Genomic DNA, 13,481 nt, shown 5'->3' on the forward strand with positions numbered 1-13,481 from the left:
TGGTTTCCATCAGCAGCGTGCCGGCGTCGATATTGCGCGTCTGCAAGGTGTTGTGGCACACGCGGAAATCGACACCGCGCGCGGCCAGCGCGCTGACCTGGCCGCTGAACTCGCGGCCCTTGCTGTCCTTGGCGTCGCTCAGCAGAAAGTCTATGCCCGGGCCGTGGGTCACGACCACGATCTTGTCGGTGGGCGAAGCGTTGAGTTCGTTGCTGATGTTGTTGAGGATCACGGCCGCGGTCTCCACGCCGGTGTTGACGTGGTAGACCACCTTGACGATGTCCTGCGCGGCAGCGACGGCGGTGGTGAGCGCGAACGCAATGGCGATGAGGGCTTTTTTCATGGGGTCTCCTGGGGGCGTGGGGTCGTCAGGGAAAGACGGCATTTTTCAAATATCGCTACTGGCTTATATTAGCGCCACACGACGCTACAAAAATAGGGCAAGTGCTAGTGCCTGGTGCCAGACAGCGCAGACAGGCGCGCAGCCCGCTCAGTGGAGACAAGACATATGGCAAAGTTCATGCGGGCGCCTGCCTGCCTGGCGCTGTGCGCGCTGCTGGCCGCGGCGCCCGGCTTCGCGCACGATGCGCCCGCCCCGCGCCCGGCCGCGGCCTCCGTTCCCATGCAGCTGCAGCAGGTCGCACCCCAGGCGTATTACGTGCAGGGCGTGTCGGCGCTGGGCTCGCCGGCCAATCGCAATTTCATCTCCAACGCCGGCTTTGTGGTGACCGACGACAGCGTGGTGGTGATCGATGCGCTGGGCTCGCCCGCGCTCGCGCAGGAGCTGGTCGAGAAGATCAGGAGCGTCACGCCCAAGCCCATCAGCCATGTGCTGGTCACCCACTACCACGCCGACCATATCTACGGCCTGCAGGTGTTCGAGGCGCTGGGCGCGAAGATCGTCGCCAATGCGCGGGCGCGGGAATACATCCAGTCCGAAACCGCGCAGCTGCGACTCAAGGCTTCGCGCCAGGACCTCGCACCCTGGATAGACGAGAGCACGCGCATGGTGGCGGCGAGCGATTGGATCAGCGCCGATACGCAGACACTGCGCATAGGCGGCACCGACTTCGTGCTGCAGCACATGGGCCCGGCCCATGCGCCCGAAGACATGGCGGTGTTCCTGCCGCACAGCGGCGTGCTGTTCATCGGCGACGTGGTGTTTCGCAACCGCATTCCCTATGTGGGCCAGGCCGACAGCCGCCACTGGATCGCCGCGCTCGACAGCCTGCTGCAGTTGCCGGTCAAGGTCATGGTGCCCGGCCATGGACCGGCTTCCACCCACCCCAGGCCCGACATGCAGCTCACACGCGACTACCTGGTCTATCTGCGCGAAGCCATGGGCAAGGCTGCGGCCAATCTCGATCCCTTCGACGAAGCCTACGCGGCCACCGACTGGTCGCGTTTCGCGCGCTACCCGCTGTTCAAGGAAGCCAATCGCATGAATGCCTACAACACCTTCTTGCTGATGGAGCAGGAAAAGCCATGAGCGACCTGCAGACCGCGCGCCGGCGCTGGCTGCTGCGCATGGCGGCAGCGGCCTTGCCATTCTCTTCGGCACTGGCCGCGCCCGATGCCTCGGAGCGGCTGCTGCCCAGCAGCGATGACTTGCAGCGCGACCTCGCGCTGGCGCTCGCGCGCCGCGAGCCGCTGGTGGTGATGGCCACGCTGCACGGCTGCCCTTTTTGCCGCGTGGTGCGCGAGCACCATCTGCTGCCTTTGCAGCGCGCGGGCGCGTGCGTCACGCAAATCCATTTCCTCGCGCGTGAACCCCTGCGCGACATGTCCGGCGCGCAGACCACGCATGGCGCGCTGGTGCGCCACCTGAGCATCGAAGTCGCGCCCACGGTGCTGTTCTACGGCGCCGGCGCGCGCGAAGTCAGCGAGCGGCTCGCGGGCAGTTCCATTCCCGACTTCTATGGCGCTTATCTCGATGAGCGGGTGGCGCGGGCCAGGGCGGCGGTGCGGGGTTCTGAGCCTGGGCAGGGCGCGTCTCGTTCGTCCTGAGCGAGGCCGGCGAGCCGAGGTCTCGCAAGGTGTTCAAAAGAAACAGCGGGCGTCAAAAGTCCGTTCGTCCTGAGCCTGTCGAAGGATGAACGGCCTGCGCTCAAATCATGAGGACGGGGCGTTCATGGTTCGACAAGCTCACCACGAACGGGTCACTGTTTTGCCGCCGTTTGCCCAAATCGACCGCCTTCGAAGTCATTGATTTAGTTGAAAAAAGCTGTTTCTTGAAAGCTTGCCGGAGCGGCCGCGTCTAAGGGTGAACGTACGCGCTACAACTATAGACACCAGACGGCGCCACAAAATCGCTATTCCAATTTGGAACAACGAGGGTAATCGCCAAATCACAAATCGCCGCGCCTGTTGGAAACTAATACATAACAACATGCTTATATACAAATATAAGGAGACCGCGGTGAAGCATTGGAAATCCTGGCTGGGTGTGGCGATGGTGGCGGCGCTGCCCGGCGTGGCGGCGGCGAATCAGGCGCTGGCGCAGAAGAATGCCTGCATGGCTTGCCATACGGTCGACAAGAAGCTCGTGGGCCCGGCGTTCAAGGAGATCGCCAAGAAGTATGCAGGCCAGGCCGATGCCCAGGCGCAGCTCGCCAAGAGCATCAAGGCCGGCGGCGCGGGCAAGTGGGGGCCGATTCCCATGCCGGCGCAGGCCGCGCTCAGCGAAGCCGATGCCGGCACGCTCGCGGCCTGGATTCTGGCGGGGGCGCAGTGAGAATGACAGGCCGGATACGCAAGGCGCCCGAGAATTTCGTGCCGGCGCGCGACGTGGGCACGGTGTTTGCGCAGGCCAAGGCCGGGCGGCGCGACTTCATACGCAGCGCGTTCGCCGCGGCCGCGGCCACCACGGCGGCCGTCGCCACTTCGGCGCGCGCCACAGCCAAAGGCGATGGCGACCCGAACATCCTCGAGCTGCCCGCGCACAGCAAGGGCCTGGGCCAGGCCGTGGTCACCGACGGCTACGGCAAGCCTTCGCAATACGAAGCCAATGTGCAGCGCCGCCAAAGCCCCGGGCTCACGCAGACCAAGCAGGCTTCGGTGTCGTTCGCGCCCATGCAGTCGCTGTTCGGCATCGTCACGCCCAGCGGCCTGCATTTCGAGCGCCACCACCAGGGCTGGTGGGACATAGATCCGTCCAAGCACCGGCTCATGGTCAACGGCCTGGTGAAGAACGCCATGGTCTTCACCATGGATGAAATCATGCGCCTGCCTTCGGTCTCGCGCTTTCACTTCATCGAATGCGGCGCCAACACCGGCATGGAATGGGGCAATGTGGCCGTGCCCACGGTGCAATACACGCACGGCATGCTGTCGTGCAGCGAATTCACGGGCGTGCCGCTGATACGCCTGCTGGAGATGGCGGGCGCCGATCTGAAGAAAGGCAAGTTCGTTCTGGCCGAAGGCGCCGACGGCTCGTCGATGACACGCACCATTCCCATGGAGCTGATCACCTCGGGCGAAGTGCTCGTGGCCTACGGCCAGAACGGCGAAATGCTGCGGCCCGAACAAGGCTATCCGCTGCGCCTGGTGGTGCCCGGCGTGCAGGGCGTGAGCTGGGTCAAGTACCTGCGCCGCATCGAAGTCGGCGACATGCCTTATGCGGCCAAGGACGAAGCCATTCATTACGTGGACCTGATGCCCGACGGCCAGCACCGCCAGTACAGCAGCATCCAGGAATGCAAGAGCGTGGTGACCACGCCTTCGGGCGGGCAGATGCTGCTCGACAAGGGCTTCTACAACATCACGGGACTGGCCTGGTCGGGGCGTGGAAAGATACAGCGCGTCGACGTGAGCACCGACGGCGGGCGCAACTGGCGCAGCGCGCGGCTCGAAGGCCCGGTGATGGACAAGTGCCTCACGCGCTTCCACATGGACTGGGTCTGGAACGGCGAGGAATGCATCATTCAAAGCCGCGCCATGGACTCGACCGGCTATGTGCAGCCCAGCTACCAGCAGCTGCGCGCGGTGCGCGGCAGCCGCTCCATCTATCACAACAATGCAATCCAGTCGTGGGCGGTGCACACCAATGGGGAGGTGGCCAATGTCCAGCTCGCGTAATTTCCGCTGGGCCGTCGCCGGCGTGCTCGCGGCGCTGGCCGTGGCGGCCGCCGCCCAAGGCACGAACCGTTTTCCCGGCATAGGCCGCGACGCCACGCCCAAGGAAGTCAAGGCCTGGGACATCGATGTGCGCCCCGACTTCAAGGGCCTGCCCGAAGGCTCGGGCAGCGTGCGCCAGGGCATGCAAGTGTGGGAAGCCAAGTGCGCGTCCTGCCACGGCGTGTTCGGCGAAGCCAATGAAGTCTTCAGCCCGCTGGTCGGCGGCACCACCGCCGACGACATCAAGACCGGCCATGCGGCGCGGCTCAAGGACCCGGGCTTTCCGGGCCGCACCACGCTGATGAAGACCGCGACGCTGTCGACGCTGTGGGACTACATCAACCGCGCCATGCCCTGGAATGCGCCCAAGACCTTGTCGACCGAAGAGGTCTATGCGGTCACGGCCTATCTGCTGAACCTGGGCGAAATCGTTCCCGAAGATTTCACGCTCAGCGACAAGAACATGGCCCAGGTGCAGGCCAGACTGCCCAACCGCAACGGCATGAGCAGCGCCCATGCGCTGTGGCCGGGCAAGGAGTTCCAGGCCGGCGCCAAGCCCGATGTACAGGCCAAGGCCTGCATGAGCAACTGCGCGCCCGCGCCGCAGGTGCGCTCCGCCCTGCCCGACCATGCGAGCAACAACCACGGCAATCTGGCGCAGCAAAACCGCCCCGTGGGCGCGCAGCACGGGATAGAGACCGATGGCGGCGCGAGCCGCAAGGCCCAGCCCGCGCCCGCGGCCACGCAGGTGCCGACAGCGCTGCTGGAGAAGAACGCCTGCATCGCCTGCCACGGCATGGAGCAGAAGATCGTCGGCCCGGCGTTCAAGGACATCGCCGGCAAGTTCGGCGGCCAGACCGACTACCTGGTCGGCAAGATCAAGTCGGGCAGCACGGGCGTATGGGGGTCTATCCCTATGCCGCCCCAGCCCCAGCTCAGCGACGACGACGCCAGAATCATTGCGAACTGGCTCGCGGGAAACAAGAAGCCATGACGGCCAGGCGCCAGGCGCGGGCCACCCATCCATCACCAGGAGACCAACGATGAAACGCAGAGACGCACTCAAGAACAGCGCCGCCGTGCTGGGGCTGCTCGCGGCCGCGGGCGTGCTGCCCCAGGCCGCGCACGCCGCCTACAACAAGGCGGCTTTCGAAGCCAAGACCATGGCCGACGTGCTCAAGGCCATGGGCGCATCGGCGCCGGCCGAAAGCAAGGACGTGACGCTCACGGCGCCCGATATCGCCGAGAACGGCGCCGTGGTGCCGATTGGCGCGGCGACCACGCTGCCCAACGTCAAGCAGCTGCTGATCCTGGTCGAGAAGAACCCCAACACCATGATCGCCGCGTTCACCGTCAACGAAGCGCTCGAGTCCAACTTCCTCACGCGCGCCAAGCTGGGCCAGTCGTCCGATGTGTACGCGGTGGCGATCACCAACGACGGCAAGGCCTTCTTCGCGAAGAAGGAAGTCAAGGTGACCCTGGGCGGCTGCGGCGGCTGAACCCCTAGAACAAGGAGAAAGACATGGCAGATCCAATGCGCATCCGGGCCCAGGCCGCCGGAGACAAGACCACGGTACGCGTGCTGATGGCACATGAAATGGAGACAGGCCTGCGCAAGGACGCGGAAGGCAAGGTCATTCCCGCCTGGTTCATCCAGGAAGTCACGGCCAGCCTCAACGGCAAGCCCATCTTCACGGCCGACTGGGGCCCGGCGGTGTCCAAGAACCCGTTCCTGCAATTCGTCGTCAAGGGCGCGAAGGCCGGCGACAAGCTGTCGGTGAGCTGGAAGGACAACCGCGGCGAGACCCGCACCGACGAAGCCACCGTGAGCTGACCGCGGCGCCAAGCCGCCTCCTTGCCTGAGAACAAAAAGAGAGGACGCCCCATGAGACAAACGAACCCTGCCGCCCCGCTGGCGGCGGCCCTGCTGCTGGCGCTGTGCGCACCCGCGCTGGCACAGAAAAGCACGGCCGACGGCATTGCCGAGTACCGTGAGATGCTGCAGGACGGCAATCCCGCGGAGCTGTTCGAGATGAAAGGCGAGGAGCTGTGGAAGCAAAAGCGCGGCCCCAAGAACGCTTCGCTCGAACGCTGCGATCTGGGCAAGGGCCCGGGCGTGGTCAAGGGCGCGTTTGTCGAATTGCCGCGCTATTTCGCCGACACCAACAAGGTGCAGGACCTCGAGTCGCGGCTGCTGACCTGCATGCAGAACCAGCAGGGCCTGGACGCGGCGAAGATCGCGGCCACGCCGTTCGGCAAGGACGAGCAGAAGAACATGGAAGGCCTGGTGGCCTGGGTGTCGTCGCAGTCCAGGGGCATGAAGCTGGCCTTGCCGCAAAGCCATGCCAAGGAAAAGCAGATGTACGAAGTGGGCAAGCGCATGTTCTATCTGCGCGGCGGCCCGCATGACTTCGCCTGCGCGTCCTGCCATGGCGCGGACGACAAGCGCATTCGCCTGCAGGACCTGCCCAATCTCACCAAGGCCAAGGGCGCGGCCGAAGGCTTCGGCTCCTGGCCTGCGTACCGCGTCTCATCGGGCGAGCTGTGGAGCATGCAGCGCCGCCTCAACGACTGCTTTCGCCAGCAGCGCTTCCCCTACCCCGGCTATGCGAGCGACGTGACCGTGGCGCTGGGCGTGTTCATGGGCGTCAACGGCCAGGGCGGCATGTCGACCGCGCCCGCCATCAAGCGCTGAGGAGACCCGCAATGTCGAACAAAAAACCCCTCTCCACGCTGTATACGGTGGCCGCGGTCACGGCCTCGCTGGTCGTGCTCGGCTGCGCGTCCATCGATACCGCGCAGTCGCTCGATGCGATGACCCAGCAAATGGTCAAGGACTCGTTCCGCGACCAGGGCATTGCCAAGGTCGACCGGCTGCAGCAGGACGAGTCCAACGCCGCCTGCAGCGCGGCCGATGTATCGGGCGTGGCGCTGACCGATGCCAAGGCCCAGGGCATAGAAGCCGCGAATCTCAAGACCGTGCAATGGCCGGCCGACGGCAAGTTCGTCGGCGACTGGAAGGAAGGCGAGAAGATCGCCCAGAACGGCCGCGGCATGACCTGGACCGACAAGCCCGGCAGCGCCAACGGCGGCAATTGCTACAACTGCCACCAGATCAGCCGCGAGGAAATCTCGTTCGGCACGCTGGGCCCCAGCCTCTACAACTACGGCAAGCTGCGCGGCATCAGCGACCCGAACAGCGCCGAGGCGCGCGCCATCGTCGAATACACCTGGGGCAAGATCTGGAACGCCAAGGCCTACAACGCCTGCTCGGGCATGCCGCGTTTCGGCCATGCGGGCATCCTGGGCGAAGCGCAGGTGCGCGATCTCGTGGGCCTGCTCGTGGACCCCCAGTCCCCGGTCAATCGCTGATTCCCTCCCCTGCAATGCGGCGGGCGCTTGCGGGCGCCCGCGGCTTTCCGACTGAACCATGAGCCTCTCCAAACGCGAATTCCTGCAAGTGCTGGCCGCGGCCAGCGTCTCGGGCATGGGCTTGCAGCGCTACGCCCACGCCGACACGGCGCTGGCCGACAAGGCGCTGTACGACATGCCGGCCTTCGGCAATGTGTCGCTGCTGCACATGACCGACTGCCATGCCCAGCTCCAGCCGATTCACTTTCGCGAGCCCAGCGTCAACCTGGGCCTGGGCGCGATGAAGAACCAGCCGCCGCACCTGGTCGGCGAGCATCTGCTCAAGGCCATGGGCATTGCGCCGGGAACGGCCAGCGCCCATGCGTTCAGCTATCTCGACTTCGACGCCGCGGCCCAGCGCTACGGCAAGGTGGGCGGCTTTGCGCATCTGGCGACGCTGGTCAAGCGCATGCGCGCCGCGCGTCCGGGAGCGCTGCTGCTCGACGGCGGCGACACCTGGCAGGGCTCGGCCACGTCGCTCTGGACCCAGGCCCAGGACATGGTCGAGGCCTGCAAGCTGCTGGGCGTCGATGTGATGACCGGCCACTGGGAGTTCACCTATGGCATGGAACGCGTCAAGGAAATCATCGAGAAGGACTTCGGCAGCAAGCTCGACTTCGTCGCCCAGAACGTCAAGACCGCCGACTTCGGCGACCCGGTGTTCAAGCCCTATGTGATCCGCGAAATCAACGGCGTCGCCGTGGCCATCATCGGCCAGGCCTTTCCCTATACGCCGATCGCCAACCCGCGCTATCTGGTCGCCGACTGGAGCTTCGGCATACAGGACGACAACCTGCAGAAGATGGTCGACGAGGCGCGCGCCAAGGGTGCCAAGGTGGTGGTCGTGTTGTCGCACAACGGCATGGACGTGGACATCAAGATGGCGGGCCGGGTGCGCGGCATCGACGCGATTCTCGGCGGCCACACGCACGACGGCATGCCCGTGCCGACCATCGTCAGCAATGCGGGCGGCAAGACCATAGTCACCAACGCGGGCTCGAACGGCAAGTTCCTGGGCGTGCTCGACTTCGATGTCAAGGACGGAAAGGTCGCGGCCTTCAAGTACCGGCTGCTGCCGGTGTTCGCCAACATCCTGCCGGCCGACGCCGAGATGGCCGCGCTGATACGCAAGATCCGCGCGCCCTACGAAGCCAAGTTGGGCGAAGTGCTGGCGCGTACCGACGGCACGCTGTACCGCCGCGGCAACTTCAACGGCACGGGCGACCAGCTGCTGCTCGACGCGATGATGGCCGTGCAGGACGCGCCCATCGCGTTCTCGCCGGGCTTTCGCTGGGGCACCTCGCTGCTCGCGGGCCAGGACATCACGCGCGAATGGCTGATGGACATGACGGCCACCACCTACTCCTACGCCACCGTGACCGAGATGACAGGCGCGACCATCAAGACCGTGCTCGAGGACGTGGGCGACAACCTGTTCAACCCCGACCCCTACTACCAGCAAGGCGGCGACATGGTGCGCGTGGGCGGCCTGCAATACCAGTGCGACCCCACGGCCGGCGCGGGCCAGCGCATCAGCGACATGCGCCTGAACGGCCAACTGCTCGAAGCCGACAAGATGTACAAGGTCGCGGGCTGGGCGCCCGTGGCCGAGGAGGCGCGCAACGCCGGCAACAAGCAGATCTGGGAAATCGTCGAGCCCTGGCTCAAGGACCAGAAAGTGATCAAGCCCGGCAAGGCCAACGCACCGCGTCTGGTCAACGTGCTGCCCAACCAGGGTCTGGCATGACGGCTGCGGGTATATGCCAGTACGCTGGCAGCGCGATGCGCCGTCCAATGCGCGCATGAGTGCTGCCGAGTTTTCTTCCCTGTCGACCGCCGTGCTGGCGGTCATTTTTTTGCTGGCGGCCGTGCTGGGCTTTGCCATGCGCGCCACGCGCTTTTGCACCATGGGCGCGATCAGCGACGTGGTCTATCTGCAGGACTGGACGCGCGTGCGCCAGTGGGCGCTGGCCGTGGGCGTGGCGATGTGCGGCGCCACGGCGCTGCTGCTGTGGGGCGGCGTGGCCGTGGGCGATACGCTGTATGCGAGCAACCGCTTGATGTGGCTGTCGGCGCTGGTCGGCGGGCTGATGTTCGGCGCGGGCATGGTGCTGGCCTCGGGCTGCAGCGCCAAGAACCTCACGCGCCTGGGCGGCGGCAGCCTCAAGGCCCTGGTCGTGCTGCTGGTCATGGGCCTGGCGGCGTTCGCCACGCTCAAGGGCATCACGGCCGTGGCGCGCGTGCGCTGGCTCGACAGCGCGCAGCTGCAGTTCGACACCCTGGCCCTGCTGCCCGAACTGCTGGCCCAGGCCGGCGGCTGGCCGGTGTTTGCCACGCGACTGGCGCTGGGCCTGGGGCTGGGCGGCCTGCTGATTGCGCTGGCGCTCAGGCCCGGGCGAAACACGGGCGTGCTGCTCGGCGGCCTGACCGTGGGCCTGAGCGTGACCGCGGCCTGGTGGCTGGGCGGCCATGTGGGCGAAGTCGCCGAACACCCCGAGACGCTGGAGCATATGTACATAGCCACCTACAGCGGCCGCATCGAAGCCTTCAGCTTTGTGACGCCGGTCGCGCATACGCTCGACTGGCTGCTGTTCTTCAGCGACAGCAACAAGCTGCTGACCTGGGGCATCGCCTCGGTCTGCGGCATGGTCAGCGGCAGCCTGGTGCACGCGCTGTGGCGGCGCGATTTCCAGTGGCAGGGCTTTGCCGATACACAAGACCTCGCGCGCCATCTGCTGGGCGCGCTGCTGATGGGCGTGGGCGGCGTGACCGCGCTGGGCTGCACCGTGGGCCAGGGCATCAGCGCGCTGTCGCTGCTGAGCCTGGGCAGCCTGATCGCGATCGCGGCCATTGTTGCGGGCGCGGTGGCGATGCTGCGGTATCTGGCGTCGGGGGAATAGTCCAAGCCTGGATTTTTTAGCCGCTAAAAAAACCCATCACCGCCCGCGTCCCACCCACGGCAGCGCCACCACCTGCCCGCCGCCCACCGCATAACAGCGTTCGGTCGCCGCCGGCAGTTCGCGCGTGCTGCCCGTGAAGGCGCCGAACGCGGGCAGCACCATGAGCCCCGGCGCGGCGCAAAAACACGGCAGGCGCGCGCGATCGTAGGCGCGCCCGCGCAGCTGCACCGCGGGGTGCAGATGGCCGGCAAGCACCACGGCATCGCTCACGGTCTGCGGATGATGGCAGGCCGCGAACGGGCCCAGGCGAAACGGCTCGTCGACGATGTCGAAGCGCAGCGCCGGCGGCGGATCGCCCGCATGGCTGTCGTGGTTGCCGCGCACCAGCAGGCAGGCCAGCGGCGCATGCCGTTCGCGCCAGGCACGCACCGGGTCTATCACCTGCGCCTGCTGGGCCGCGGCCGCGTGCAGCCAGTCGCCGAGCACGACCAGGCGCTGCGCGCCCAGGCTGTCGATCAGGTGGCTGAGCCGGTCGAGGTTGTCGCGCGTGGTGCCCGAAGGCACGGGCTGGCCCAGCGCGCGAAAGCTCGCGGCCTTGCCCAGGTGCACATCGGCGACAAACAGCGTGCGCTCGCGCGGCCACCACAGCGCGCGCTCGGGCAGCAGCGCCACGGTTTCTCCGGCCAGAACGATCGACAGCGCGCCCGCGGTCATTGCGCCGCCCCGGGCGAACGGCGCGCGCGCCCGTCCTTGCGCGTGCGCGGCTTGCGTGCGGCCGCGGTCTCGCCGCGTGTCTCGAGCGCCAGCGTCGCGGCAATATCCGCGCCGGGTGCTTCACGCTGGGCCAGCAGTTGATCGGCGCTCGCATGCGCCGTGCCCACGGCTTCGCCGCCCGCGCTGCGTTCCAGCTCGGCCACCATGCGCGCGATGCGCTCGGCCAGCGATTCGTTGGTCAGCTTTTCGCGAAAGCGCTCGACCATCAGCGGAAACGCCAGCGGCGTGGGCTTGCGCAGCGCATGCAGCTGCAGCGTCTGGCCTGCGATGCGCTGCAGTGCCGCGGCGAGCTGGCGCACGTCGAGTTCCTGCGTCAGCAGCTCCTGCTCGGCCTGGGCCAGCAGCTGGTTGGCCGGGTCGTAGCGCTGGAACACTTCGAAGAACAGCGAGGCCGAAGCCTGCAGCTGGCGGTTGCTGCGGCGCTCGCCCGGGTGGCTCTGGAAGATCAGGCCGGCGATGCGCGCGATTTCGCGAAAGCGCCGGCGCGCGAGCTCGGTCGCGTTGAGACTGCCCAGCACTTCGGCCAGCAGCTCCTCGTCGGCGCGCGGCGCGAGCAGCGCGGGCAGGCGCGTCGCCCAGTCGATTTCCTTGGCGCTGAGCAGTTCGATGCCGTAGTCGTTGAGCGCGATGGAAAAGGTTCCGGTCTCGGGCTGGGCCGCGCGCCAGGCCAGCAGACTGGCCAGCCCCAGATGCACTTGCCGGCCCGCGAACGGATAGAGGAACAGATGCCAGCCTTCGCGCGACTTGAGCGTTTCGGCGATCAGCGTCTCGGGCGTGGGCAGGCCCGACCAGCGGCGCTGGATGTCGAGCAGCGGCTGCACGCATTGCATCTCGGGGCTGTCGAAACGGCCTTCATCGGCGGCCTGCAGCTGGCGCAGCACGGCGTCGGCCAGCGTGCTCGACAGCGGCATGCGCCCGCCGTTCCAGCGCGGCAGCGCCGCGCGCCCGGCCGTGGCGCGGCGCACCAGCGCCGTCATCTGCTCCACGCGCACCAGCTCCAGCAGCCGGCCGCCGAACATGAACGCGTCGCCGGGCTTGAGCCGCGCGATGAAGCTTTCCTCCACCGTGCCTATCTTGGCGCCGCCCAGGTATTGCACGCTGATCGAGGCATCGCTGACGATGGTGCCGATATTCACGCGGTGGCGGCGCGCCAGCCGCGCATCGGGCACGCGCCACAGTCCGTTCTCGCCCGGCACGACGCGGTGGTAGTCGGGATAGGCGGCCAGCGACGGCCCGCCCTGGCGCACGAAGTCCAGGCACCATTGCCATTTCGCGGGCGTCATGTCGGCATAGGCCACGGTGCTGCGCACTTCGGCCAGCAGTTCGTCGGGTACGAAGCCCCCGCCCAGCGCAATCGTCACCAGGTGCTGGACCAGCACGTCGAGCGGCGCGCGCGGGCTGGGCCGGGCCTCGATCTGGCCCGCGTGCACGGCCTCGCGCGCGGCCGCGGCTTCCACGAGTTCCAGGCTGTGCGTGGGCACCAGCGTGATGCGCGAGGGCCGGCCCGGCGCATGGCCGGCGCGGCCCGCGCGCTGCACCAGGCGCGCCACGCCCTTGACCGAGCCTATCTGCAGCACGCGGTCCACGGGCAGGAAATCGACGCCCAGGTCCAGGCTCGAAGTGCAGACCGCGGCCTTGATGCGGCCTTCCTTCAAGCCCAGCTCCACCCATTCGCGCACGCCGCGGTCCAGCGAGCCATGGTGCAGCGCCAGCACGCCGGCCCAGTCGGGCCGCGCTTCGAGCAGCGCGCGGTACCAGCGTTCGGCCTGCGAGCGCATATTGGTGAACACCAGGCAACTGCCGCTTTCTTCTATCGCCTGCACCACCTGGGGGAGCATGCGCAGGCCCATGTGGCCGGCCCAGGCAAAGCGCTCGGCGGCGGCCGGCAGCAGCGTGTCTATGACCAGCGTCTTGTCGGTCTCGCCTTGCACGATGGCCGGCGGGCTATCTGTCGGCGTGCTGCCCAGCAGCGTCTGCAGCGACTCATCGAGGTTGGCCAGCGTGGCCGACAGCCCCCAGGTCATGAGCGCGGGCTGAAAGCGGCGCAGCCGCGCGAGCGCGAGCTGGGTCTGCACGCCGCGTTTGTTGCCCATCAGCTCATGCCATTCATCGACCACGGCCACGCGCACATGGCGCAGCAGTTCGTAGGCATCGGCGCGCGACAGCAGCAGCGTGAGGCTTTCGGGCGTGGTGACCAGCACCGTGGGCAGGCGTCTGTCCTGGGCCGCGCGCTGCGCCGAGGTGGTGTCGCCGCTGCGCAGCGCCGCGCTCCAGCCCGGG

The 13,481-nt window shown here is 67.2% G+C and carries 14 protein-coding genes; 11 read left to right on the forward strand and 3 right to left on the reverse strand.

Annotated features, from left to right (window positions below; translation table 11 throughout):
• A partial coding sequence (locus KHY18_RS25500; RefSeq protein ID WP_213306797.1) for a DsrE family protein occupies positions 1-343 on the reverse strand: 343 nt, incomplete at its 3' end.
• 177 nt (positions 344-520) lie between these two features.
• Between KHY18_RS25500 and KHY18_RS25505 the strand changes: the two genes are divergently transcribed.
• The 11 genes from KHY18_RS25505 to KHY18_RS25555 all read left to right on the forward strand — a co-directional run bounded on the left by KHY18_RS25505 (position 521) and on the right by KHY18_RS25555 (position 10,427).
• Positions 521-1,489 carry an MBL fold metallo-hydrolase gene (locus KHY18_RS25505; protein ID WP_502769411.1) on the forward strand — a complete coding sequence of 323 codons (969 nt, stop codon included), beginning with the start codon at positions 521-523 and terminating at the stop codon, positions 1,487-1,489.
• Complete coding sequence (locus KHY18_RS25510) at positions 1,486-2,007, forward strand: thioredoxin domain-containing protein (protein ID WP_213306803.1); 522 nt, start codon at positions 1,486-1,488, stop codon at positions 2,005-2,007. Before KHY18_RS25505 ends, KHY18_RS25510 begins: the two co-directional genes overlap by 4 nt.
• 445 nt (positions 2,008-2,452) lie before the next feature.
• Entirely contained in the window at positions 2,453-2,734 is a 282-nt protein-coding gene (locus tag KHY18_RS25515) for a c-type cytochrome (protein WP_249729384.1), read from the forward strand.
• Positions 2,735-2,736: 2 nt separating this feature from the next.
• Entirely contained in the window at positions 2,737-4,077 is a 1,341-nt protein-coding gene (gene soxC, locus KHY18_RS25520; protein WP_213306807.1) for a sulfite dehydrogenase, read from the forward strand.
• Entirely contained in the window at positions 4,061-5,110 is a 1,050-nt protein-coding gene (locus tag KHY18_RS25525; RefSeq protein ID WP_213306810.1) for a c-type cytochrome, read from the forward strand. Before soxC ends, KHY18_RS25525 begins: the two co-directional genes overlap by 17 nt.
• A 49-nt stretch (positions 5,111-5,159) precedes the next feature.
• Positions 5,160-5,615, forward strand: coding sequence for a thiosulfate oxidation carrier protein SoxY (gene soxY, locus KHY18_RS25530; RefSeq protein WP_213306813.1), 456 nt, complete (start codon positions 5,160-5,162; stop codon positions 5,613-5,615).
• 23 nt (positions 5,616-5,638) lie between these two features.
• Positions 5,639-5,950: a thiosulfate oxidation carrier complex protein SoxZ gene (gene soxZ, locus KHY18_RS25535; RefSeq protein WP_213306816.1), complete on the forward strand. Its 312-nt coding sequence runs from the start codon at positions 5,639-5,641 to the stop codon at positions 5,948-5,950.
• Positions 5,951-6,001: 51 nt separating this feature from the next.
• Positions 6,002-6,811 carry a sulfur oxidation c-type cytochrome SoxA gene (soxA, locus tag KHY18_RS25540; RefSeq protein WP_213306819.1) on the forward strand — a complete coding sequence of 270 codons (810 nt, stop codon included), beginning with the start codon at positions 6,002-6,004 and terminating at the stop codon, positions 6,809-6,811.
• A gap of 11 nt (positions 6,812-6,822) precedes the next feature.
• Positions 6,823-7,488 carry a sulfur oxidation c-type cytochrome SoxX gene (gene soxX / locus KHY18_RS25545; RefSeq protein WP_213306822.1) on the forward strand — a complete coding sequence of 222 codons (666 nt, stop codon included), beginning with the start codon at positions 6,823-6,825 and terminating at the stop codon, positions 7,486-7,488.
• 58 nt (positions 7,489-7,546) lie between these two features.
• Positions 7,547-9,274, forward strand: a complete 1,728-nt coding sequence (soxB, locus tag KHY18_RS25550; RefSeq protein WP_213306824.1) for a thiosulfohydrolase SoxB — start codon at positions 7,547-7,549, stop codon at positions 9,272-9,274.
• Between the two features lie 55 nt (positions 9,275-9,329).
• Positions 9,330-10,427 (forward strand): YeeE/YedE family protein, encoded by a 1,098-nt coding sequence (locus KHY18_RS25555; RefSeq protein ID WP_213306834.1) that lies wholly within the window; start codon positions 9,330-9,332, stop codon positions 10,425-10,427.
• A gap of 36 nt (positions 10,428-10,463) precedes the next feature.
• Here KHY18_RS25555 and pdeM read toward each other — a convergent pair whose 3' ends face one another.
• Both pdeM and KHY18_RS25565 read right to left on the reverse strand, forming a co-directional pair.
• Positions 10,464-11,141 carry a ligase-associated DNA damage response endonuclease PdeM gene (pdeM, locus tag KHY18_RS25560; RefSeq protein WP_213306827.1) on the reverse strand — a complete coding sequence of 226 codons (678 nt, stop codon included), beginning with the start codon at positions 11,139-11,141 and terminating at the stop codon, positions 10,464-10,466.
• On the reverse strand, positions 11,138-13,481 hold a 2,344-nt coding region (locus KHY18_RS25565; protein ID WP_213306830.1), incomplete at its 5' end, for a ligase-associated DNA damage response DEXH box helicase. The genes pdeM and KHY18_RS25565, both read right to left, overlap by 4 nt.

Origin of the sequence: Acidovorax sp. CCYZU-2555, from assembly GCF_018413525.1 — a bacterium.
In the GTDB taxonomy this organism is placed as follows: domain Bacteria; phylum Pseudomonadota; class Gammaproteobacteria; order Burkholderiales; family Burkholderiaceae_C; genus Comamonas.

Coding starts and splice junctions, on each gene's coding strand:
- soxA (WP_213306819.1), top strand. CDS start 6,002: ATGAGACAAACGAACCCTGCCGCCCCGCTGGCGGCGGCCCTGCTGCTG.
- soxC (WP_213306807.1), top strand. CDS start 2,737: ATGACAGGCCGGATACGCAAGGCGCCCGAGAATTTCGTGCCGGCGCGC.
- KHY18_RS25515 (WP_249729384.1), top strand. CDS start 2,453: ATGGTGGCGGCGCTGCCCGGCGTGGCGGCGGCGAATCAGGCGCTGGCG.
- soxY (WP_213306813.1), top strand. CDS start 5,160: ATGAAACGCAGAGACGCACTCAAGAACAGCGCCGCCGTGCTGGGGCTG.
- KHY18_RS25525 (WP_213306810.1), top strand. CDS start 4,061: ATGTCCAGCTCGCGTAATTTCCGCTGGGCCGTCGCCGGCGTGCTCGCG.
- KHY18_RS25510 (WP_213306803.1), top strand. CDS start 1,486: ATGAGCGACCTGCAGACCGCGCGCCGGCGCTGGCTGCTGCGCATGGCG.
- KHY18_RS25505 (WP_502769411.1), top strand. CDS start 521: ATGCGGGCGCCTGCCTGCCTGGCGCTGTGCGCGCTGCTGGCCGCGGCG.
- soxB (WP_213306824.1), top strand. CDS start 7,547: ATGAGCCTCTCCAAACGCGAATTCCTGCAAGTGCTGGCCGCGGCCAGC.
- soxZ (WP_213306816.1), top strand. CDS start 5,639: ATGGCAGATCCAATGCGCATCCGGGCCCAGGCCGCCGGAGACAAGACC.
- pdeM (WP_213306827.1), bottom strand. CDS start 11,141: ATGACCGCGGGCGCGCTGTCGATCGTTCTGGCCGGAGAAACCGTGGCG.
- KHY18_RS25555 (WP_213306834.1), top strand. CDS start 9,330: ATGAGTGCTGCCGAGTTTTCTTCCCTGTCGACCGCCGTGCTGGCGGTC.
- soxX (WP_213306822.1), top strand. CDS start 6,823: ATGTCGAACAAAAAACCCCTCTCCACGCTGTATACGGTGGCCGCGGTC.